Source organism: Syntrophomonas wolfei subsp. methylbutyratica (assembly GCF_001570625.1).
Lineage (GTDB): Bacteria > Bacillota > Syntrophomonadia > Syntrophomonadales > Syntrophomonadaceae > Syntrophomonas > Syntrophomonas methylbutyratica.
In genome coordinates this window covers 1-21,560 of sequence record NZ_BBQT01000025.1, presented here as the reverse complement: position 1 = coordinate 21,560, position 21,560 = coordinate 1, and the positions used below count along the sequence as shown (strand labels likewise).

Below are 21,560 nucleotides of genomic sequence, written 5' to 3'. Positions count from 1 at the left end.
GGGTAGAAAAATGAAAAACAAGCTTCTAAAGGATGTAATCGTGCCCAAGAACAGAGGAATTATCGTACTATGCCTGATTATTATACTTGTGATAACATCCGCCGGAATTATAGGCTGCAATAAAACCGTACCCAATCAAACCACACAACCAGCATTAGACGAAACAGGAGACGAAATAAACACTGAACTGGCCGGTAAGACCACTAATAAAACTGAAACAACGAAAGAAAAAAGTATCGATGCCTATAATGATTCCAAAGGCTACAAAGCAGTTATGAATAGCGGAGTTGGTTTTGATATTTATATTCCCCAAAAAGAACGCGAGAATAACCAGTCCTTTTTCGATAATCTGAATAAACAATCCAGGTTAAACGGCTATGATTTCTCCGCTTATCTTGATAAGCCGCTCCGCTATACAGCTATGGCAATTAACAGCGATGATAGCACAAAAGATATTACATTTTTATGCCACGATGAGCAAATCGTGGGGGTTTGGATCGATGCATCCAACAAAGAGCACCTGGAAGTCAGGAGGAAATTACTGCAATATAATTTCGTATATGATGCTGAGGAACTGCTCCAATACAAATCCAATTATGCAGGCGATAACAGTAATGTAGTACATTTGATGTATTCATTGCCATATGTAAACGGTATAAAACCAGTAGGCTGTGAATTGCAAACAGACAGTGAGCCATACGGCCTCATTATAAATTGTCAAGGATATGGGACAAAGGAGAGAGCGAGCCTGCCGTATTTCAAAAATGCCGCAGTAATCTTCAGTCTTATTGAAAATGTTGGTATCGTAACCTTCAATATAGAAACCAATGATGGCAAAATAGCTTTTACCTATACCAGGGCGCAAATAGATAATTATTTCAAAAAAGACATACGGAAGCATAGCAAAAACAAGGCTGATTTTGCCGGATTTATAATGGAAGTGCAAGATGCCAGTGAAATAGGATTATAACGAGGTTAAACTCCAGAAATTTACCGAACCGAGTTAAGCATAGAATATCCAACGGAGGCTGCGGCGGGGGAAGAACCTGTAGCAGCTTCCGTTTTTAATTTAGTAGATTTATTAATACCAGGCTTTATTTCCATGTAATGACACGCCGGCTCATACCTTCCCCCGCCTTATTCCACTTTGACCGGTAATCCTGGCGGGTGGAAAGCTCGCATGCCATAAAATGCTACGCTACATCTATGTTATAATAAGCCTCAAATTATATGAATATGGTGCAAATATTAATTTAGGGTGGTAAAGGCTTTGCATGGAGAAATGGCGGGTAATATGAGGATAGCGGTAATTGCTCTTTTCCTTCTATTATGGGGCAGTCTGAATTTCTATATCGCTTGGCGAGGATGGCAATATTTCGGTAGTCATATCCTCAACTACCGGATTCTTTACTGGGTTATGCTGGTATTTCTGAGTGCTTCCTATTTCCTGGGGAGATGGGGCAATCATCACTATCCCGGGCAAGTAAGCAATTGTCTCATTTGGATTGGTTCCTACTGGATGGCATTTTTCCTTTATGCATTGTTAATCACGGTTTTACTGGACTTGATAAAATATCTTGATAAGCTCTGGGGTTTCTTGCCTGCTTTTATTCATAATTCATCAAGCATTATAGCTTTATTGCTAATTTTTTTCTTAATAGCGGGACTTTTTTACGGAAGCTGTAATGCAAATCGACCAGTACTCAGGCAGTACCAAGTTAATATTCCCAAAGAGGCGGGAGTCAGAAAAGACCTGCATATCGTTATGCTGTCTGATATCCATCTGGGTAATATTGTGGGACGAAATCGCCTGAGCAGATTGGTGGACAGGATAAACCTTATCCAACCCGAGATGGTGTTATTGGTCGGCGATATCATCGATGGTGACATCAGGCCATTCGAAGAACAGAAAATGGCCGGGCTCTTGCGCTCGATAAAAGCTCCTCAAGGCGTGTTTGCAGTATTGGGTAATCATGAGTATCTGGGTGGGCAGTACCAGGAACTCGTGGCCGCTCTTGAATCCTGCGGGGTTACAGTACTACGGGATCAATATCACTTGCTGGAAAACTTCTATCTGGTGGGCCGGGACGATAAAATGAGCCGCCTCAGAAAACCCTTGAAAGAGCTTATGCTTGGTGTAAACTGTCACTATCCGGTTATTCTAATGGACCACAATCCCATTGATATCGAGGAATCGCGCCTAAACCGGGTGGACTTGCATTTATCGGGACATTCTCATGCCGGCCAATTATTTCCGTTAAACTTTATTACCAGGAATATCTTTGTACTGGACCGGGGATATTTACGCCAGGATAATATGCAAATTATTGTTTCCAATGGTTTTGGCACCTGGGGACCACCGATTCGTATCGGCAACCGTCCTGAAATAGTAGAGATATTTATTCATTTTGGTGAGGCAGAGCGGTTTCCCCTATAACTCTTTTAAGGAATAACCCCAGGATAATCCCCGGATTTATCCCCTGAATTCTCCTATCTTCCTTAGTTTTTGATAACGCTCTTCCGATAATTCACCGCTATCCTGGGACGTAAGCTCTCCCAGGTGTTTTTGCAGGGCTTTTTTCAACTTTTCCGCCATCTCCGGGAAATTCAGGTGGGCACCTCCCAGGGGCTCTTCAATAATCTCGTCAACTATGCCCAGCCTCTGCAGGTCGTGGGCGGTTATTTTCATGGCCCTGGCCATATCCTCCACCCGCTCCAGGTCTTTCCACAGTATAGAAGCACAGGCCTCGGGAGAAGCAACGGAAAATACCGCGTTGGAAAGCATCAAGAGACGGTCCGCCACCGCCAGAGCCAGTGCTCCCCCGCTGCCCCCTTCACCGCTAACTACGGCTATTACAGGGACTTCCAAGGCTGATAGAGTCATCAGAACCTGGGATATAGCCCAGGCCTGCCCCCTTTCTTCGGCCCCTATGCCCGGATAGGCCCCCGGAGTATCGATCAGGGTTATAACCGGGCGCTGGAATTTCTCGGCTTGCAAGAGCAGGCGCTGGATTTTACGGTAACCCTCGGGATGGGGCATGCCAAAATTATACTGCAGGTTTTCCCGGGTATCCTTTCCCTTGCGGTAGCCCAGTATAGTTACCGCCTGCCCGTTAAAACGGCCAATACCCCCAATCACGGAACTATCGTCCCCAAAATGCCGATCACCATGAAGCTCTATCCATTCCTCGCAAAAGTAGCGTATATAATCATTGCTGTTGGGTCTTTCCGGGTGGCGGCTGAGCAAAACCTTTTCCCAGGGGGAAAGGTTCTTATACCTTCTTTCCCGGTTGTTTTCTATCTTTTCCTCCAGGCTTTCGATTTCCTGGGAAAGGTCGAATTCCATGTTGCTGGACAAATTGTTTAGTTCCTCCAGTTTATCCCGAATTTCCCGAACCTTTTGTTCATAATCAAACTGTCTTTTTACCATGCTTGCCTCCATCATAAGCTCATTTGACCTACAACCTTAATAGTGACACCCGCAGGGTGGAACACCAGGAGTACCCGCAGGGTGCAACCTTAAAAGTGACACCCGCAGGGTGCAACCTTAAAAGTGACACCCGCAGGGTGCAACCTTAATAGCGACCTCTAATTTAACCCCTCACTTTTCTTATTATCCTTCTTGATGAAGCCCCAGCAAGCTGCTCAGAGTTTCTTTTAGCTGTGATCGTTCCACCAGCAGATCAATCATGCCATGCTCCAGTAGAAATTCGGAACGCTGGAATCTGGGGGGCAGCTGTTGCCCGATAGTTTGTTTAATAACCCGGGGGCCGGCAAAACCAATAAGGGCGCCAGGCTCAGCCAGAATAATATCTGCCAGGGAAGCAAAGCTGGCTGAAACTCCGCCGGTGGTGGGGTGGGTCAAAAGAGAAATATAGAGCAATCCGGCCTGGTTAAACTTCCCCAGTACCGCACTGGTCTTGGCCATTTGCATCAAAGCGACCATACCTTCCTGCATACGGGCTCCGCCGGAACAAGAACAAATTAACAAGGGACAGGAAAGCTCCATGGCCTGTTCTACCGCCCGGCAAACCTTCTCTCCCACTACCGAACCCATACTGGCCATCATAAAACTTGACTCCATTACCCCCAGAACCAGCTTATGTCCATCAACGGTGGCCAGTCCAGTAATTATGGCTTCACGGGAACCGGAAAGTTCCTGAGCCTTTTCCAGTTTTTCCTGGTATCCGGGAAAATCCAGCAGATTGAAGGAACTCAAATCAGCGTCAAATTCCTGAAAGCTGCCGTTATCAACCATCAAGTCAATACGCTCACGTGCGTTGAGAGAGAAATGGTGCTGGCATTTAGGACAGACCTTCAGGTTGCGCTGCAGGGCTTCTGCCGGTATTCTGGCCGAGCAGGAAGGACAGTTTATGGGGAGAGCCACTTTCTTCTCCTCTTCTTCCTTTTCCATTCTCCTGCTCAATGCAAAATATTTTTTTCGAGAAAAAGTATTTTTTATCATTTCCTCCTGTGTGCACCTTCTTAACCCAGGGCAAACAGGAATTCACCTCCGCAAACCATTTCCTCGTTAATCTTTATCTGCCCCTTTCCCTTGCCAATATTACCCTTAATCGCAGTGAATTCGGTAGTAATCAACAAGCTGTCGCCGGGAGCAGCCATACGCTTGAAGCGAATACGATCCACTCCCGCCAGGTAACCCAGACGGCCCTGATATTTTTCATCACACAATATGGCGCAGGCGCCAACCTGGGCCATGGCCTCTATCATGAGCACTCCGGGCATTACCGGATGACCGGGGAAATGTCCGGGAAAAAAGGGTTCGTTAACACTCAGGTTTTTTATGCCCACGGCCCTCTCCCCGGGTAGCAGTTCAATAATGCGATCTACCAGCAGGAAAGGATAACGGTGGGGTAGAATCTTCATTATTTCTTCGATATTCAACTCCAGTTTTTTCATTACATCAACCATTCCTTTCACCAAACCCCAGCACAAAAGCGGAATGAATTATGGGGGTAACAATAACTCCACTGCAATAACTCTTTATGTTGCATAAGGGTTGCATAATAATACTAGTTTCTTATTGTAGAAGAGTTAACACTAAATTTTCCGTATCACCAGGGCCGCATTATGTCCCCCAAAACCCAGGGAATCGGATAGAACCACCTTTAATTCCTTCTGCCGGGCCTTTCCCGGCACATAGTCCAGGTCACAAAGGGGATCAGGCTCTTCCAGGTTCAGGGTGGGAGGAACGCTATTATTCACCAGAGATAAAACCGAAGCAATCAATTCTATGGCCCCTGCCGCCCCCAACATGTGCCCAGTATAGGGCTTGGTTGAACTAACCAGCATTTGGTAGCTATGCTCCGCAAATACACTCTTTATAGCCCTGGTTTCCACCTGATCATTAAGCTCGGTGCCGGTGCCATGGGCATTGATATAATCAACCTCTTCCGGCTTGATGCCGGCATCAGCCAGGGCCATGGAAAACGCCAGGGCCGCTCCCCGGCCTTCAATATCCGGCTGCACCATATGAACCGCATCGGCACTGGCGCCGTAGCCGGCCAATTCCGCATAAATCCTGGCCCCACGCCTCAGGGCATGCTCCATTTCCTCCAGAACCAGGATAGCTGCTCCTTCGCCCATGACAAAACCATCACGTTTGATATCAAAGGGGCGGCAGGCCCGGCTGGGGTCCTCATTGGCGGTAGAAAGAGCCTTCATGGCACAAAAACCCCCTACAGCCACCGGAGTAATGGAAGCTTCAGTTCCTCCGGCTATCATTACGTCAGCCTTGCCCAGGCGGATCAATTGCAGAGCCTCTCCGATGGAATTACTACCCGAGGCACAGGCGGTTACTGTGCAGCCATTGGGTCCTCTCGCTCCCAGCATGATGGCCACTTGCCCGGCGGCCATGTTGGAAATCATCATGGGAATAAAGAAAGGACTTAATCCGTTTACGCCTTTTTGCAGCATTTTGGCATGTTGTTCCTCAAAGGTTTGAATTCCTCCAATACCGGAGCCTATCCATACCCCCACCCGCGGAGCTTCAGCAGCATCAAGCTGCAATCCGGCGTCTTCTACCGCAATTCTGGCCGCGGAACAAGCGTACTGGACAAAAAGGTCCATGCGCCGGGCATCCTTGCGGGGGATATAATCCTGCACATTGAAATCCTTCACCTGGGCTGCAATCCGGGTAGGAAAATCGCTGGCGTCAAAACGGTCAATCTGGCCTATGCCGCCACGCCCTTCTATCAAATTATCCCAAAAGTCCTTTTTATTATTGCCAATAGGGGAAATCATCCCCAAACCAGTAATTACCACGCGGCGAGCGGTCATGTAATCACCTCTCTACTTATACCGTTTACTGCAACTTTGCTTCTACGTAATCCACCACGTTTTTAACGGTTTTCAGTTTGGCTGCTTCTTCTTCGGGAATCTGGATGTCAAATTTCTCTTCCAGCAGCATCAGCATCTCCACGATATCCAGGGAGTCAGCCTCCAGATCCTCGGCAAATTTTGCTTCGAGCTGGATTTCGTCCTCGGGAATATCCTTGATCTCCACAATAATCTTTTTCAGTTCCTCAAATACGTTCACTTTCTATTTCCTCCTCAATATTTTTTATTTAGGACAATCCTCCATCCACCTTTATAACCTGGGCGGTAATATAAGCAGCCGCATCCGAAGCCAAAAAGGCCACCACCCCGGCGATATCTTCCGGGGTTCCCAACCTGCCTACGGCAATTGTCGAGAGCATCTTTTCCTTCAGCTCTGGACTGAAACCGGCCGTCATATCACTCTGGATATAGCCGGGGGCAATCACATTGGCCGTGATACCCCGCGCTCCATATTCCCGGGCTATAGAAAAAGTCAATCCCAACAGTCCTGCCTTGGAGGCGGAATAATGGGCCTGTCCCGCATTTCCACTTAAGCCTACCACTGAAGAGATATTAATTATTCTACCATAACGCTTTCTCACCATCTGCTTGAGAGCGGCCCGGCAACAATAAAAAGCCGAGCTTAAATTGGTATTTATTAACTTATCCCATTCCTCGTCATTTATACGCAATATCAATTGATCCTTATTGATTCCGGCATTATTTACCAGGACATCAATCTGACCATACTCCTTGATAGCCGCCTCTACCAGCTCCCGGGCCATAGCCGGGTCAGAAACATCAGCACCTACCATGATGCCAGTACTCCCGGCTGCTTCTATTTCCTGCAGTACCTGCCGGGCTTGTTCCTGGTTTTCCTTAATTATTTCTGGGCTTTCCTGCGGGTTATCATAGTAGTTTACTACTACCCGGTACCCTTCCCGGGCCAGCTGCAGGGCGATGGCCCGGCCTATACCCCGGGAACTCCCGGTTACCAATGCTACCTTTGCACTCATAGCGATTCCACCTTTTTTATAAGCTTTTCCAGTGATGACAAATTTTCCACCTGCCCCAGCACCCGATGGCGGTCAATCTTCTTGATCAAACCGGAGAGGGTGGAGCCGGGACCTATTTCCACAAAATAATCGGCTTTATCCATCATATACCTGATACTTTGTTCCCAAAGTACCGGCTTAAAAAGCTGTTGGGCCAGCAATTCCTCAAAGTCAGGAGCTCCGTTTTCCCGGGCATTTACATTGCTTACCACCGGGATAAGGGGCTCTTGCCACTTCACCTGCGCCAGCTCCGCTTTCAGTTTCATGGCCGCCTCATACATTAGCGGGCTGTGCGAGGGGACGCTTACCGCCAGGGGTATTACCCGCCCGCCTGCTTCCTTGATGCTGGCAGTCACTGCCTGAACCGCTTCCTTTTCCCCCGAAATAACCAGTTGCCCCGGACAATTGTAGTTAGCAATCCCCACCTGACCTCTTGCCATAGCGCAAAAGTCCTCCAGCCGGCTGGCTTCCATTCCTAAAACCGCCGCCATTGCTCCCTCCCCGGGAGGAACAGCTTCCTGCATTAATATTGCCCGCTTCTGTACCAGGGGAAGAGCTTCCTCCAGGCTCAAGGCTCCAGCCGCCACCAGAGCAGTGTATTCTCCCAAACTGAGGCCAGCCAAAATGTCAGCACAAATTCCCAGTTTTTTGGCTACAACCAGAGCTGCCAGGCTGCTGGTAAGCAAGGCAGGTTGAGCAAACTCGGTCTGGTTCAATTGCTCCGCCGGGCCGGTAAAACAAAGGCTGCTTATGCTGTAGGGACTGATTCTATCCGCTGCGGTAAAAACCTGGGCCGCTTCCTCGTATTTTTCGGCCAATTCCTTTCCCATTCCCGGATATTGCGCACCCTGGCCGGGAAAAACAAAAGCTATTCTTGGCATTCTATCCCCCCCAGAATATTCTTTACTTGGCAGGCATCACTTATAATATCAGCCACAATTCCTGCGGCGGGCTGCACCTGATTAACCAGGCCGCAAATCTGCCCGGCCAAAACACTTCCCTCGTCTATGCGCCCTTCCACCGCCGCTGCCGGGTAACGACCCTGGCCTAGTCTTTCCAATTCTTCCTGACCCGCACCCATCTTTTCGCTCTTGAGATACTCCCGGGTAAACTGGTTGCGAATAGCCCGAACCGGATGCCCGGTTGACTGGCCGCATATTACCGTATCGCGGTCTTTAGCCTTGATTACTCTTTGCTGGTAAGCCGGGTGTACATTGCATTCCTCTGCACAGATAAAACGGGTTCCCATTTGCACCCCCTGGGCTCCCAGAGCCAGAGCCGCCATGAAACCCCGGCCATCGGCAATACCTCCGGCGGCTATTACCGGAACATCAACCGCATCCACCACCATAGGCACCAGGCACATGGTTGTCATCTCCCCCACATGACCTCCTGACTCCGTTCCCTCGGCGATTACCGCATCCGCCCCCAGACGGCTGAGACGCCGGGCCAGGGCTACCGAAGCCACTACCGGTATGACCTTTATTCCGGCAGCTTTCAGCCTTTCCATATAAGGGCCAGGATTGCCGCCTCCAGTGGTTACTACCGGGACTTTTTCCTGGATAATAAGCTCTATTACCTTTTCAATACCGGGAGCCGCCAGCATCAGGTTGACCCCGAAAGGCTTGCCGGTCAGCTTCCTTACCTGCTCAATCTCCTGCTTTATCCAGGCGGGTTCAGCTCCGGAAGCTCCTATAACTCCCAACCCCCCAGCCTGAGATACGGCAGCGGCCAAATTTCCCCCGGCTATCCAGGCCATGGCACCTTGAATAAGAGGATATTCAATATTTAATAAATCACAGAGAAGCGTCTTAAAAAACATCCTGATCCCTCCCCCATCGCAAGAGAATTCCACCATAGCTCAAGCCGGCACCAAAGGCCACCATCAAAACGAGGTCTCCATTTTTAAGTTTCCCCGCCTCTTCGGCCATGGACAAGCCAACCGGAATGCAGGCAGCACTCATATTACCAAAGTGATCCAGATTGATCAAGGTTTTTTCCGCCGGAATCCTCATCCTTTTCATGGCGGTTTTTATTATGCGCAGATTAGCCTGGTGCGGAATAAAAAAATCTACATCCTGGTAGCTCAAACCTGCTTGGGAGAGCAGCTTTTCGCTCACCGCCACCACAATTTTGGTAGCAAATCTAAATATCTCATTGCCGTCCATTCTTATAAAGTGCAGCCGTTGTTCCACGGTCTCTTTACTGGGGGGTAAAGCCGAACCGCCGGCAGGCATGTAAAGGTGTTTTCCTCCTGAACCATCGGCCCCCAGATAACTGCTCAAAATCCCGGGCCCCAAGTCTCCTTTTCCTACTACGGCCGCACCGGCTCCATCCCCAAATAAAACGCAGGTATTGCGGTCAGTATAATCAGTGAAACGGGAACAGAGATCAGCGCCTATTACCAGTATTTTCTTGTATTCCGGGGAGAGGAGAAATTTTTCTGCTATGCCCAGAGCATAGACAAAGCCGGTACAACCAGCTTCAACATCGAAGGCAGCAGCATTACGGGCGCCCAAACGCTCCTGTACTATGCAGGCGGTGGAAGGAAAGAGCATGTCCGGGCTGGATGTGCCCACAATTATTAAATCCAAATCTTTTGCTTCAGTAGCGGAGCGTTCCAAAGCTATTTTGGCTGCTTGCCAGCATAAGTCCGAAGTAGCCGTATCCTTATCGGCAATCCGGCGCTCCCGTATACCGGTTCTCTCTACAATCCATTCGTTACTGGTATCCACCATTTGCTCAAGTTCCTGGTTGTTGAGTATTCCTTCGGGAAGGGAATGTCCCATCCCCAGTATCTGAATCTTCAATTAATGCACCACCTTGTACAAATCATTTTAGCTTGAACCTTAAAAAAGTTAAACTTCACCGGATAATTGTACTCATCTCCACCATATTCGCTCGTCATATTTTTGTAATACTTTGTAAACAAAAGGTATTTTGCTAAAAATTCAAATTTCATCAGAACCCCTCATGACCAGCGGCCGCAACCACCGATGAAAAGTGAGTTAGTAGGCGCTTGAATAGTAAGATGTAGTAGGAAACCCCTCACACCTTACCCCTCACTCCTCACTTTTCTTACTAATACTTGTGCACAATTTTGTATAAATCTATCGCATAAGATATTAAACCAACCCAGGGAAAAAAAGTCAAGAGTTTTCGCAATTGTTTGACAATTGAAGCATTTCCCGCTATATGCTTCAATTGTGAATATGAATCAATTATAATAAATTAGACATGATAATAAAAGCAATTTATTTTATTTATGTTATTTTTTTACATTTTATCGTAGGAGGGATTTGATTTTGCAACTGCCAACACTCAGAATCGCTGACTATATTCCCCGTTTTCCCATTATTCAAGGAGGCATGTCAGTTCGTGTTTCTACCGCTTCCCTGGCTTCGGCGGTAGCCAGAGCCGGTGGTATAGGAGTTATCGGCGCAACTGGTATTTCACTTGCGGAATTGAAGGATGAAATACGCCAGGCCCGCAGCCGGGCAGAGGGAGGTATACTGGGGGTGAACATAATGTTTGCCGCCCGCCAGTTTGCGGAACTTGTAAAAACGGCCATAGATGAAAAGATAGACATTATTTTTACCGGGGCTGGTTTTTCCCGGGATATCTTCCGCTGGATTCAGGATTCCACCACCGCCGTGGTTCCTATCGTATCATCGGTCAAAGCCGCCCGCCTGGCGGAAAAATTAGGGGCTCCGGCGGTAGTGGCTGAAGGTTCTGAAGCCGGCGGGCACCTGGGAACTGACCGCTCCATCAAGGACATATTGCCAGAAATCGTAGAAAGCGTTAATATTCCGGTGATAGCCGCCGGGGGCATAGTTGACGGCAAGGATATGGCGGAAATGGTTAATCTCGGGGCCAGCGGGATTCAGATGGCTACTCGCTTTGTCTTAAGTGAAGAATGTTCGGTGGCAGATGAATATAAGCAGCTCTACCTTGAAGCCCGGGAAGAAGATGTAATTATTATTAAAAGTCCGGTAGGAATGCCCGGTCGGGCTCTTAAAAACCAATTTGCCCGGCTCATTGCTGAGGACGATGCTCCCGAGCCCGAAGATTGTGATGCCTGTCTAAAGAATTGTTCGGCCGATTATTGTATTCTTCAAGCTTTGAACAATGCCCGTGAGGGCCAGGTAGACGATGGCGTAGTTTTCGCCGGGCAAAATGTCTTTAAAATTAAAGATATCCTGCCAGTGTCTTGTATTTTTGAGCAAATTCTAGCCGAATTTGCCGCTGCGAAATAGAAAAAAACAGCCGACCCCTTTAATAAGGTCGGCTGTTTTTTTAACCGTTTGTTTTTATACTGCTTCTTCCCGGTAAGGAGGAACAGGGCTACATCATGCCGCCCATTCCACCCATGCCACCCATACCACCGGCACCCATGCCCTTCATCTCGTCCTCACCCGGGAGCTCGCTTACAACTGCTTCAGGATGTCAAGGGGACGGGGTTGTTGACACATTAAATTGCAACTCTTCAGGAATGTACTACGGCACGAGAGATGTTTCCTAGCGGGAGTTTACAAGTTATCAATATAATTATTGATGTATTCCTCATTCATAGCTTGTCTTTGAATTTTCTGATTAATACTTTTTTCCAATAGCATTTTTTGTAACCTATCACGCTTTTCTCTCTCTTTTATCCATAACTTACTATTATCTTCACGGTGACTCTTACGTTCAGAACGATAAAATGCACCTTCTGCTTTTTTATCAGCCAATTGCTTTTTTGAAGATTTAGTCATCACATTATCATCATGATAAACATTCGCCCCATAGCAGGTTGCCCCAGAACCTGTTATATTTGTTGTAACATGAACATCGAATGGAACTCCATGTGATGCTCTTGCATCTGCTCGAAGCCAGTCCATAATTTCTTTCCTATATTCAGGATCATCTTTCATTCTTTGAAATCCATCTTCTGTAATATGTACAGAATTAGATAGAATGGAAGATGAATTCATGCCATTGATTTGTTCAAGTTCATCATAAATTTCTTTCTTGAAGGTTGCCATCTCATCCGCAGCAGACACGCCTGTGGTTTCCGTAGTCTTTGTAGCTTTCTCTGTTGCCGCTGTGTTTTCAATCGTTTGAGCAAAACTATTTGTTTGTGGTAATCCTACCTTTCTCTGCATATCAGAAGAACGATATGCCAACATGGTAGCACTTGAATAACCATTTATTTGCATAGCCGTAACACCTCCTTATCACTATTCTGAATAGTATTATCAGAACTATCATTTTTCAACCTTGCACTTCCTTGCAGATTGTTAGAAGTATATTTTCCATTCACATTCATAGTAACATCCATAAAAAACCTCCTTAAAATTTTAATGTAATCAGTCAAAACATATAATTTTTTTGCTTATTAGAATCCGATAAACTTATAATCACTACCATTTTATATTACCTCTTTCATCTCTTCGAGTATTAATACTATCGGCCACAATAATGGAATACTTTAACACTAATGGAGTAGTTATTTTACACAGTATAGATAGGTAACCATCAAAAACTTCACACACTAGGAATTGCCGGCTAGCTAGGAGCCTGCCCCAAAAGTCTTATTACCAGGTAATAGTACACTTATTTTCGTATATATTAGCCCTTATTGGCAACAGAATGTTATGTTTTGCGCCGTGCTAAAGGGGTTTTGGGGCAGGCTCCAAGATGTTTAGGCGTTTAAAACAACACCCCGATTAATACCAGTCAATCTCTCGATTTGCCTTATTGATAAATGATATTCCTTTTTGAGTTGCCGCAAATATTCGTTTCTTGTCGTTTTATCCAAATTTTTAATATCCGAGACATTTATTACTTTACATACATTCTTTATTAAATCCGTGGCTTCTGCATCCGATAATTGGCGTTTATCCTTTATGTCCAAACAGTCCTCATCACTTACAGCATTACAGAATTGAATAAAGCTTTTAACAGCCTCTTTCGGGTCTGCATCAAACAGAGTAGTTCATTTTTTATTATGAATAACAATCATGGGAGTAACTGTGGTAACCCTCCCAAAATTATTAATAATCAACCGAATCATTATTATGGTTATTTCGAGTTTGCAGAGCAAAATCGGTAAAAACAAACTTCGAACTATTGCTATATTCGCCGATACTACTCCACTGGTAATCTTCAATACTTTTTACTAACCCGGCTTTTAGGGGATTTTGATGAATATATCTTAGAACAGTTAAAAAGTATTTATCATTTTCGATTGGCTCACTTTTAAATCGGTCTTGAAACAAATTTCCTATCCTCTGGTATTTCAGGTTATACCAATAAACAAAACTTCCACATATCCGACGCATTAGGCGTATAATTGAGAAATACTTCAGCATGTTCCTCTGCAAGATAAAAAACCAGGGCATTCATATCGTCCAGTTTATACTTGTGATCCCAATTAATATGCGGCAACACCTGGGTATGATAATGTTGCCAGGTAGAGAACTGTCGTTCAGCATTCCATTGTGAGTAGGCCCATTTTAATAGTTCCTGAACACAAAAATATGGTGGCCAATGATCACGTGGGTACATTCGGCGGCTGCTTTTTAATCTAGAAAAAAGGGATGCACTAATTAAGATAGCTGAAATTTTGTCTTCCTCACCTTTATAAGCCCATAGATATTCTAGGGTTTCAAGTTCCCCTTGAAGCCAGTTATATGTTGGCCCAACAGTACCCGGATAACGTTCAAGATAACGTTGAAAATTAATATGATATTCAATAATAGAATCCACTGGGCACCATGAAAGAATTTTCTTCTGACCAGTGGGATATTAGGATCATAGACCCGTATTTCTTTAAAAAGAGGGGTTAAATTCACATTAAAATCGTGAAAACGTCTACTCCAGGTATGATAAACCAAGTCCCAGTCCCATCCAGATATAAATCTCTTGGCTTCTAATTTTATTCTTCTATCCCATGAATCCATGTTTTCACTCACCTATCTAATGCACTTAGTTTGCAATTCTATTCGTAATATATCAGAACTTGTATTTATACTATATTTTAGCATTACTTACGGAATATTCAACTATTTCACGACCTTATATAAGGCTTGAATTGGGTTGTATAGCATTCGAATATTACTAAAAAAATAAGTATTGATTCCGCAAAAGTAATAATTATGCATTTGCTTGCATAAATATTCCGCTCGCAGTCTACGCATGAGCAACACCAACGGCTCGTCTCGCGGCTCAAGGGGTACCGCGCTAATCTCCCGTCCATGGGAGGTGGCGCTCTCGCGACATCCTGTCGCTCGCCCCCTTTCGCCTGCTCGCCTTCGCCGGGTGTTGCATCCATGCTTCGCCAACGCTCGCTTTGCATATTTATGCAACCCTATGCAACAAAAAGGGGTTTTTGCAGTAGAATAAGTATTGAATAATCTAGAGGGGAAATCCAAAGGGGACAGGTTCCTTGTCCCAATATGGCCTCCTTATTCTCAACCATTAATTAAAGAAACCTTTTCATCCCCCGAGCGTTAATAACTACCCTCCCGCACCAGTTCTCTAATTATGGATGGTATTTCATCTTGCTTTATTCAATCAAATGTTGATGTCACTGCAAAAAGTTATAAATATGCATTAGCTTGCATAAATATACCGCTCGCAGTCTTCGCATGGGCAACACCTGCGGCTTGTCTCGTGGCTCAAGGGGTGCCGCGCTAATCTCCCATCCTGGTCAGTAGCGCTCTCGCGACGTCCTGTCGCTCGCCCCCTTTCGCCTGCTCGCCTTCGCCGGGTGTTGCATCCATGCTTCGCCAACGCTCGCTTTGTATATTTATGCAACCCTCATGCAACAAAAGGGGTTTTTGCAGTAGAGTCAATGTTGGGAAAGTATGTTTTTTTGTCGCTATTTGATATAGTTGGAATCTTTTCGAAAAGACAATCTGATAAATGAACCTTTTCATGATTGGCTTCGTTTTTTATTTGAGGAAGAGATACTGCGGTGTAGCTCAAAAGGGGGAATATATGCAGTCGAATAAAGAACTGCAAGACTTCCAAAAGGGAGATTTGTATAATTAAAACTTGTCAATAACCCCGTCCCCGTGACATGTGTATTTTTGAGCAAATTCTAGCCGAATTTGCCGCTGCGAAATAGAAAAAAACAGCCGACCCCTTTAATAAGGTCGGCTGTTTTTTTAACCGTTTGTTTTTATACTGCTTCTTCCCGGTAAGGAGGAACAGGGCTACATCATGCCGCCCATTCCACCCATGCCACCCATACCACCGGCACCCATGCCCTTCATCTCGTCCTCACCCGGGAGCTCGCTTACAACTGCTTCAGTAGTAAGAACCATGGCGGAAATACTAGCCGCGTTCTGTACAGCTGAGCGGGTTACCTTGGCCGGATCAATGATACCAGCACCAATCATACTCTCATATACTCCCGTCAGAGCATTATAGCCGATTCCTGTTTCTGCTTCCTTAACCTTCTCCACTACTACTGAGCCCTCGATGCCAGCATTATTGGCAATCTGACGCAGGGGTTCTTCCATGGCTTTTTTAACCAGATTTATGCCGGTTAATTCATCACCCTGAGCCTCAATCTTATCAATGGCCTTGATGGCATTTATCAGGGTAACTCCTCCACCGGAGACAATTCCTTCCTCAACCGCGGCCTTGGTGGCGGCCAGAGCGTCTTCAATACGATGTTTCCTTTCCTTGAGTTCGGTTTCAGTAGCAGCTCCCACCTGGATAACCGCTACCCCACCGGATAGCTTGGCCAGTCTTTCCTGCAATTTTTCCCGGTCGTATTCCGATTCGGTTTCTTCCAGTTGTCTCTTAATATTGGCACTGCGGTCGCGAATGGCTTGTTCGGAACCAGCCCCATCCACAATAATGGTCTCATCCTTCTTAATTACTATTTGACGGGCTTTGCCCAGCATATCCAGGGACACATTTTCCATTTTCACACCCAGCTCTTCGGAGGCTACCTGTCCGTTGGTGAGGATGGCTATGTCTTCCAGCATGGCCTTCCTTCTTTCCCCAAAAGCCGGAGCTTTTACCGCCACACAGTTGAAGGTTCCACGTAGTTTGTTCACTACCAAAGTAGCCAGGGCTTCCCCTTCTACTTCCTCCGCAATCAAGAGCATGGGTTTCCCGGTTTGAACCACCTTTTCCAATACGGGAAGAACTTCACCAATAGAGGAAATCTTCTTGTCGCTGATTAGAATATACGGGTCTTCCAGAACGGCTTCCATCTTTTCCGTATTAGTAATCATATAAGGAGATATATAACCGCGGTCAAAGTTCATACCCTCCACAACTTCCAGGGAAGTACCAACAGACTGTGATTCTTCAACGGTTATTACTCCATCCCGGCCCACTTTTTCCATGGCGTCCGCTATCAACTGGCCGATTTCAGGATCATCGGCTGATATGGCCGCTACCTGGGCGATAGAGTCTCTTGATTCAACCGGTTTGCTTAGAGCCTTGATTTCATCCACAATTGCTTTTACCGCTTGGTCAATACCCCTTCTCATAATCATGGGATTGGCTCCGGCAGCAACATTTTTCAGACCTTCTTTTATCATGGCCTGCGCCAGCAAGGTAGCGGTAGTAGTACCATCACCGGCTACATCATTGGTCTTTATGGCAACTTCCTTAACCAATTGGCAACCGAGGTTTTCCCACGGATCCTTGAGGTCAATATCCCGGGCTATGGTAACACCATCATTGGTAATGGTAGGTGAACCAAATTTACGATCCAGTACCACGTTTCTTCCTTTAGGTCCCAGAGTAACTTTTACCGCATTGGCCAGGGTGTCAACCCCTCTTTCCAATGCTCTTCTTGCTTCTTCACCAAACTTTATTTCTTTGGATAACATCTATGTATCCTCCTTTTAGTTTATTTTTGCCAGGATATCTCTTTGCGACATTACCAGATATTCTTCTCCATCAATCTTGATTTCTGTACCACCATACTTGGAGAAGATGACCTTATCTCCTACTGCCACATCCATGGGCATTCTCTCACCTTTGTCATTAAAAGCTCCAGGACCTACAGCTAGAACTTCACCTTCCTGGGGTTTCTCTTTGGCGGTGTCCGGTACATATAGCCCGCTTTTAGTTTTTTCTGCAGCCACTTCAGCTACTTTTACCACCAGACGATCTCCTAAAGGTTGAATCTTCAAGGGTATACCTCCTTTTTATTGTTTCTTGATTGTTAGCACTCAATGATTGTGAGTGCTAACATTTATTAATAATATTAGGCAAGACCCGTCAAGTATTCAAATGAAATAACCAGCGAAATCCGCCCAATATTTACGATTAATATTATGCTACTGTGTTTTTCTTTTTATACCTCTAAATAACAGCTTTTTTTGAATTCCAAAATCTCGTTTAACCCTGCCCACATTCAGCAGCTGAACCAAGCAGAATATCTAAAGCATGATCCAGAGCTGGTAAAACCGCCTCCAAGGATTCTTTAACCCCTTTTACACTTCCCGGCAGGTTGATAATCAAGCTTCGCCCTCGAATACCCGCAACAGCTCGTGACAACATAGCTTTAGGAGTTTTTTGCATGCCATATAGACGCATAGCCTCCGGTATCCCCGGAACCGCCTTTTCAATAACCTCCAGGGTGGCATCGGGAGTTACATCACGACTGGAAAATCCGGTACCCCCGGAAGTAAGCAGCAGGTTGAGGGAAAGTACATCACAAGCATGGATAAGCCGCTTAACTATTTCTTCTTTCTCATCCGGTATCACTTCATAATATTCAAGCAGGTATCCCTGACCCAGCAAATCTTGAATCTGTTGACCGCTACGATCCTCTCTTTCCCCCCGGGAACCTTTGTCACTTATTATTAGTATTCCCACCCGATACACTTGTTAATCACCTCACTGTATATAGACCATATCAAAAAAAATAATTCTGTATATTAAAGAACTTCTACCGGATCACCCTTTTTTATGGTTCCCCCTTGTATAACCTTGCAGAATAACCCCTCGTAGGGGAGTAATGTTACCCCCAGGGTACGGGTAACCACACTGGGATGATCTTCTTTGCCGATCTGGGAAACCTGCAGGATGGCGTTATCCCCAATCTTCAATTTCCCCCCGACTCCCACCTCTACCAATTCCAATCCTTCTATAAGAAGGTTCTCCGCAAAGGCTCCCGGTCCAACTTGAAGATTATGTTCTTTATTGGCCTTTAACACACTGGCCCAGTTAAGACAGGTTACCTGGCGGTGCCATTCTCCTGCATGTCCATCATTTTCGATGCCATAATTTTCGATGAGCCGGGCTTGTTCCACTTCCGTTTTGAGTTGGCCCCTTTCCGGACTTATGCATATTGAGTAAAGTTTCCCCTTTTTCATTAATAGACTCCTTTCTTTAGCCTATCAAACTCATTATTATAAAGAGACAGTCTTCAACAAGCTAGTCTCTTACAAGGTGACCGCTCTTTCCTCCGCTTTTTTCTAAAAGCTTGATCTCGGTAATCTCCATCCAGCGATCTACCGCTTTGCTCATGTCATAGATAGTCAAGGCCGCTACAGAAACTGCCGTAATGGCTTCCATTTCCACCCCGGTTTTACCGGTGGTTTTAACCTCAGCCTCAACAATAATACTGGCATTAATTTCATCAAAAGTAAATTCGAGATTGACGGAAGTAAGATTCAAGGGGTGGCACATCGGAATAAGGGATGATGTCTGCTTGGCACCCATAATACCAGCTATTTGAGCCACCCCCAAAACATCGCCTTTTTTAATGGCTCCATCCCTGATTTTTTCCAGGGTTTCCGGCTGCATCTTGACAATGGCTTGCGCAACAGCCACCCGCTCGCTGTCATTTTTGCTGCTTACATCTACCATCCGGGCATAGCCCTCTTCATTAATATGCGTAAAGTTCATCCTTATCCTCCGATTTGATACATCTTGCGCTTGTTTTCCTCTCCCCAACCATTATTCATATGATGCCGGCTTGGTTTGGCTTTAATAGCCCGAATAAAGAGTTCCTTTATCTCTTCATCGCTGGAACCATTCTTTAGGGCTGTTTTTAAGTTAACCTCCCGTTTGTCATAAAGGCATCCTCTAAGACCACCTTCAGCCGTTAAGCGGATGCGATTGCACTCGCCACAAAAATGGTTGCTCATAGGACTGATAAAACCGAGTGACCCTTCTCCGCCTTCCAGGCTGTAATACCGGGCCGGCCCATTGCCCAGGATATTCTTCTGCGGAGTCAGAGCATAGCTTTCCTCAATATAAGCTTTAATATCCTGTGAAGGCATCATACGATCTTGTTTCCAGAACAACAGGTCACCCACAGGCATAAATTCGATAAAGCGTACATGCAAAGGATATTTTCGGGCCAGTTCAACAAAATCAATAATTTCATCATCGTTAAATCCCCGGATAACCACCATATTAATCTTTACCGGGTGCATATCAAGTTCCAGGGCTTCGAAAATAGCCTCTTTTACCTTGGATAAATCTCCCCGGCGCGTAATATACTTGAATTTTTCCGGAACCAGGCTATCCAGACTAAAGTTAACCCGGTTTAAACCCGCCGTCTTAAGTTCCTCGGCTAAAGCAGCAAATAATGTCCCATTGGTGGTCAAAGCAATATCATCGATACCAGGAATTTGAGCAATATAACTAATCAATTGGGGTACGTTTCTACGAACCAGCGGTTCTCCTCCAGTCAGCCGTATTTTTTGTATTCCTAACTCACTGGCTATCCGAACCAGCTTGGCCATTTCCTCCAGGCTTAGAATGGAATAATGACTCAGGTTATCGACACCGGTCTCGGGCATACAATAACGGCAACGCAAATTACACCTGTCGGTAAGGGAAATTCGCATATAGTTTATATTTCTTTCGTGTTTATCCAGCATATTTTCCCACCTCCCTGCAGGGAAAAAGCTTGTCCAGCCTAAAAGCAGCCCAATTCACAACCAGAAATCTTGATGCCTGCCTCATCACAGGCTTCTCCCAGTTCCCGAGGATCCATATCCCACTCCCGGGCCAGATCATGAGCTTCAGTACAAGTGATTCTCCCCTGGGGAAATAATTCCTTTAGCTTTACCGCCAGTTCCTTCTGTTCAGTCACTTTCAACACCTCCACAAAAAAAATCACCCCGGACAAGGGGTGTTATTAAGCACTACACTTAATATTACTCCTTTCCAAACGGGAGGCACAGAGGTTTCCCTCCATACCCAATCGCTCAACCGCCATAGCCATTACCTTAGGCGGGTGTGAGTCGGAGTTAATTACGCTTAATATTATACAACAAGAGATAATATACTACAATTAGCTACAAATAGGTTTGGGGTGCTTGAAAAATTCTTCCGTGCTTGAAAAATTATTCCTGCTTTGCTATATGATAAATACTTAATAAGAATAACCTTGGAGTAAGAAGCCCGGTTTTCTGTGGTATTATTAAATAGAAAAGTAAGAGGTTGAGAGGTATAGGGTAAATATTTTCATCAGTATTTCTGTTCTAAGCATGGCAGTTTATCAATTCGTTCTTAAGGCAGGAGGTGATTTTATGTCTTCTTTGCAGTGGATTTTAATAGCTGTAGTCTTTGGAGCCATTGAGATCTTTACCGTTGGTCTCTGGTTTCTCTGGCTAGCCCTTTCTGCTTTGCTGGTGGCAGCCGCTGCTGCCTTCAAATTGCTGCCCGGCTTGGAGGGCCAGTTGCTTTTGTTTGCTTTTTTTACTCTTCTCTTTATTTTATTTACCCGGCCTTTAGTGCTGAAATTCTTTAAAACCAATGATACCGCCAGTAATGTCAAGGCTTTGGTAGGCCAGCACGGAATATGTCTTAGTAGTATCACCCCCCTGGAATATGGGCAGGTTAAAGTCAATGGTGAAGTGTGGACAGCGGTTTCCCAGCAAGAAATTGAGGAAGATACCCGCATTGTGGTTGCTGGAATAGACGGGGTCAAGCTCCTGGTGGAAAAAGCCGAGCCGGAAGCAAGCAAGTAAAGGATGACAGCACTGCAAAAACCCTTTTTGTTGTTAAGGATTGTACAAATATCCCGACAAATAATATTTATTACTTTTGACTCTACTGCAAAAACCCCTTTTGTTGCATGAGGGTTGCATAAATATACAAAGCGAGCGTTGGCGAAGCATGGATGCAACACCCGGCGAAGGCGAGCAGGCGAAAGGGGGCGAGCGACAGGACGTCGCGAGAGCGCTA

23 protein-coding genes and 1 riboswitch are annotated in these 21,560 nt (G+C 45.7%); of the genes, 4 read left to right on the top strand and 19 right to left on the bottom strand.

Annotation, left to right across the window (positions count from 1 at the left end):
• Positions 1 to 10 precede the first annotated feature (10 nt).
• Positions 11 to 970: a DUF4825 domain-containing protein gene (locus tag AWB54_RS13840; RefSeq protein WP_061215192.1), complete on the top strand. Its 960-nt coding sequence runs from the start codon at positions 11 to 13 to the stop codon at positions 968 to 970.
• Positions 971 to 1,270: 300 nt separating this feature from the next.
• Positions 1,271 to 2,437, top strand: a complete 1,167-nt coding sequence (locus tag AWB54_RS13835; protein ID WP_061215191.1) for a metallophosphoesterase — start codon at positions 1,271 to 1,273, stop codon at positions 2,435 to 2,437.
• A gap of 36 nt (positions 2,438 to 2,473) precedes the next feature.
• Here the strand turns inward: AWB54_RS13835 and AWB54_RS13830 are convergent, their stop codons facing one another.
• From AWB54_RS13830 to AWB54_RS13790, 9 genes are all read right to left on the bottom strand, one after another.
• Positions 2,474 to 3,430: an acetyl-CoA carboxylase carboxyltransferase subunit alpha gene (locus AWB54_RS13830; protein WP_061215190.1), complete on the bottom strand. Its 957-nt coding sequence runs from the start codon at positions 3,428 to 3,430 to the stop codon at positions 2,474 to 2,476.
• Positions 3,431 to 3,613: 183 nt separating this feature from the next.
• Positions 3,614 to 4,465, bottom strand: coding sequence for an acetyl-CoA carboxylase, carboxyltransferase subunit beta (gene accD, locus AWB54_RS13825; RefSeq protein WP_061215189.1), 852 nt, complete (start codon positions 4,463 to 4,465; stop codon positions 3,614 to 3,616).
• A 20-nt stretch (positions 4,466 to 4,485) separates the two neighbouring features.
• Positions 4,486 to 4,932: a 3-hydroxyacyl-ACP dehydratase FabZ gene (gene fabZ, locus AWB54_RS13820; RefSeq protein ID WP_153014748.1), complete on the bottom strand. Its 447-nt coding sequence runs from the start codon at positions 4,930 to 4,932 to the stop codon at positions 4,486 to 4,488.
• 129 nt (positions 4,933 to 5,061) lie between these two features.
• Positions 5,062 to 6,300 carry a beta-ketoacyl-ACP synthase II gene (gene fabF, locus AWB54_RS13815; RefSeq protein ID WP_061215188.1) on the bottom strand — a complete coding sequence of 413 codons (1,239 nt, stop codon included), beginning with the start codon at positions 6,298 to 6,300 and terminating at the stop codon, positions 5,062 to 5,064.
• A gap of 25 nt (positions 6,301 to 6,325) precedes the next feature.
• Complete coding sequence (gene acpP, locus AWB54_RS13810; protein ID WP_061215187.1) at positions 6,326 to 6,559, bottom strand: acyl carrier protein; 234 nt, start codon at positions 6,557 to 6,559, stop codon at positions 6,326 to 6,328.
• Between the two features lie 28 nt (positions 6,560 to 6,587).
• Positions 6,588 to 7,361 carry a 3-oxoacyl-[acyl-carrier-protein] reductase gene (gene fabG, locus AWB54_RS13805; RefSeq protein ID WP_338064117.1) on the bottom strand — a complete coding sequence of 258 codons (774 nt, stop codon included), beginning with the start codon at positions 7,359 to 7,361 and terminating at the stop codon, positions 6,588 to 6,590.
• A complete protein-coding gene (gene fabD / locus AWB54_RS13800) occupies positions 7,352 to 8,275 on the bottom strand; it encodes an ACP S-malonyltransferase (RefSeq protein WP_061215185.1) in 924 nt (307 codons plus the stop codon). The genes fabG and fabD overlap by 10 nt, the downstream gene beginning before the upstream one ends.
• Positions 8,263 to 9,216 (bottom strand): enoyl-[acyl-carrier-protein] reductase FabK, encoded by a 954-nt coding sequence (fabK, locus tag AWB54_RS13795; RefSeq protein ID WP_061215184.1) that lies wholly within the window; start codon positions 9,214 to 9,216, stop codon positions 8,263 to 8,265. The genes fabD and fabK overlap by 13 nt, the downstream gene beginning before the upstream one ends.
• Positions 9,206 to 10,204 carry a beta-ketoacyl-ACP synthase III gene (locus AWB54_RS13790; RefSeq protein WP_082736233.1) on the bottom strand — a complete coding sequence of 333 codons (999 nt, stop codon included), beginning with the start codon at positions 10,202 to 10,204 and terminating at the stop codon, positions 9,206 to 9,208. The genes fabK and AWB54_RS13790 overlap by 11 nt, the downstream gene beginning before the upstream one ends.
• A 495-nt stretch (positions 10,205 to 10,699) precedes the next feature.
• Between AWB54_RS13790 and AWB54_RS13785 the strand changes: the two genes are divergently transcribed.
• Complete coding sequence (locus AWB54_RS13785; RefSeq protein ID WP_061215183.1) at positions 10,700 to 11,650, top strand: NAD(P)H-dependent flavin oxidoreductase; 951 nt, start codon at positions 10,700 to 10,702, stop codon at positions 11,648 to 11,650.
• Positions 11,651 to 11,923: 273 nt separating this feature from the next.
• Here AWB54_RS13785 and AWB54_RS13780 read toward each other — a convergent pair whose 3' ends face one another.
• The 10 genes from AWB54_RS13780 to AWB54_RS13725 all read right to left on the bottom strand — a co-directional run bounded on the left by AWB54_RS13780 (position 11,924) and on the right by AWB54_RS13725 (position 20,463).
• Positions 11,924 to 12,592 (bottom strand): hypothetical protein, encoded by a 669-nt coding sequence (locus AWB54_RS13780; RefSeq protein ID WP_061215182.1) that lies wholly within the window; start codon positions 12,590 to 12,592, stop codon positions 11,924 to 11,926.
• A gap of 485 nt (positions 12,593 to 13,077) precedes the next feature.
• Entirely contained in the window at positions 13,078 to 13,290 is a 213-nt protein-coding gene (locus AWB54_RS13775) for a hypothetical protein (protein ID WP_061215181.1), read from the bottom strand.
• Between the two features lie 389 nt (positions 13,291 to 13,679).
• Positions 13,680 to 14,144 (bottom strand): hypothetical protein, encoded by a 465-nt coding sequence (locus tag AWB54_RS16005; RefSeq protein ID WP_160328966.1) that lies wholly within the window; start codon positions 14,142 to 14,144, stop codon positions 13,680 to 13,682.
• A gap of 1,451 nt (positions 14,145 to 15,595) precedes the next feature.
• Positions 15,596 to 17,236, bottom strand: a complete 1,641-nt coding sequence (gene groL, locus AWB54_RS13755) for a chaperonin GroEL (RefSeq protein WP_061215177.1) — start codon at positions 17,234 to 17,236, stop codon at positions 15,596 to 15,598.
• A gap of 15 nt (positions 17,237 to 17,251) precedes the next feature.
• Positions 17,252 to 17,542, bottom strand: coding sequence for a co-chaperone GroES (gene groES, locus AWB54_RS13750; RefSeq protein WP_268873656.1), 291 nt, complete (start codon positions 17,540 to 17,542; stop codon positions 17,252 to 17,254).
• Positions 17,543 to 17,750: 208 nt separating this feature from the next.
• Complete coding sequence (locus AWB54_RS13745; RefSeq protein ID WP_061215175.1) at positions 17,751 to 18,239, bottom strand: MogA/MoaB family molybdenum cofactor biosynthesis protein; 489 nt, start codon at positions 18,237 to 18,239, stop codon at positions 17,751 to 17,753.
• A gap of 53 nt (positions 18,240 to 18,292) precedes the next feature.
• Positions 18,293 to 18,730 (bottom strand): MOSC domain-containing protein, encoded by a 438-nt coding sequence (locus AWB54_RS13740; protein ID WP_061215174.1) that lies wholly within the window; start codon positions 18,728 to 18,730, stop codon positions 18,293 to 18,295.
• A 61-nt stretch (positions 18,731 to 18,791) separates the two neighbouring features.
• A complete protein-coding gene (moaC, locus tag AWB54_RS13735) occupies positions 18,792 to 19,265 on the bottom strand; it encodes a cyclic pyranopterin monophosphate synthase MoaC (protein ID WP_061215173.1) in 474 nt (157 codons plus the stop codon).
• A 2-nt stretch (positions 19,266 to 19,267) separates the two neighbouring features.
• Positions 19,268 to 20,248: a GTP 3',8-cyclase MoaA gene (gene moaA, locus AWB54_RS13730; RefSeq protein WP_061215172.1), complete on the bottom strand. Its 981-nt coding sequence runs from the start codon at positions 20,246 to 20,248 to the stop codon at positions 19,268 to 19,270.
• Positions 20,249 to 20,286: 38 nt separating this feature from the next.
• Positions 20,287 to 20,463, bottom strand: coding sequence for a hypothetical protein (locus AWB54_RS13725; RefSeq protein ID WP_235811196.1), 177 nt, complete (start codon positions 20,461 to 20,463; stop codon positions 20,287 to 20,289).
• A 51-nt stretch (positions 20,464 to 20,514) separates the two neighbouring features.
• Positions 20,515 to 20,632, bottom strand: a riboswitch (molybdenum cofactor riboswitch).
• Positions 20,633 to 20,902: 270 nt separating this feature from the next.
• Between AWB54_RS13725 and AWB54_RS13720 the strand changes: the two genes are divergently transcribed.
• Entirely contained in the window at positions 20,903 to 21,343 is a 441-nt protein-coding gene (locus AWB54_RS13720) for an NfeD family protein (RefSeq protein WP_061215170.1), read from the top strand.
• Positions 21,344 to 21,560 lie beyond the last annotated feature (217 nt).

Coding starts and splice junctions, on each gene's coding strand:
- AWB54_RS13840 (WP_061215192.1), top strand. CDS start 11: ATGAAAAACAAGCTTCTAAAGGATGTAATCGTGCCCAAGAACAGAGGA.
- AWB54_RS13830 (WP_061215190.1), bottom strand. CDS start 3,430: ATGGTAAAAAGACAGTTTGATTATGAACAAAAGGTTCGGGAAATTCGG.
- accD (WP_061215189.1), bottom strand. CDS start 4,465: ATGATAAAAAATACTTTTTCTCGAAAAAAATATTTTGCATTGAGCAGG.
- fabZ (WP_153014748.1), bottom strand. CDS start 4,932: ATGGTTGATGTAATGAAAAAACTGGAGTTGAATATCGAAGAAATAATG.
- fabF (WP_061215188.1), bottom strand. CDS start 6,300: ATGACCGCTCGCCGCGTGGTAATTACTGGTTTGGGGATGATTTCCCCT.
- fabD (WP_061215185.1), bottom strand. CDS start 8,275: ATGCCAAGAATAGCTTTTGTTTTTCCCGGCCAGGGTGCGCAATATCCG.
- fabK (WP_061215184.1), bottom strand. CDS start 9,216: ATGTTTTTTAAGACGCTTCTCTGTGATTTATTAAATATTGAATATCCT.
- AWB54_RS13780 (WP_061215182.1), bottom strand. CDS start 12,592: ATGCAAATAAATGGTTATTCAAGTGCTACCATGTTGGCATATCGTTCT.
- groL (WP_061215177.1), bottom strand. CDS start 17,236: ATGTTATCCAAAGAAATAAAGTTTGGTGAAGAAGCAAGAAGAGCATTG.
- AWB54_RS13740 (WP_061215174.1), bottom strand. CDS start 18,730: ATGAAAAAGGGGAAACTTTACTCAATATGCATAAGTCCGGAAAGGGGC.
- moaC (WP_061215173.1), bottom strand. CDS start 19,265: ATGAACTTTACGCATATTAATGAAGAGGGCTATGCCCGGATGGTAGAT.
- moaA (WP_061215172.1), bottom strand. CDS start 20,248: ATGCTGGATAAACACGAAAGAAATATAAACTATATGCGAATTTCCCTT.
- AWB54_RS13720 (WP_061215170.1), top strand. CDS start 20,903: ATGTCTTCTTTGCAGTGGATTTTAATAGCTGTAGTCTTTGGAGCCATT.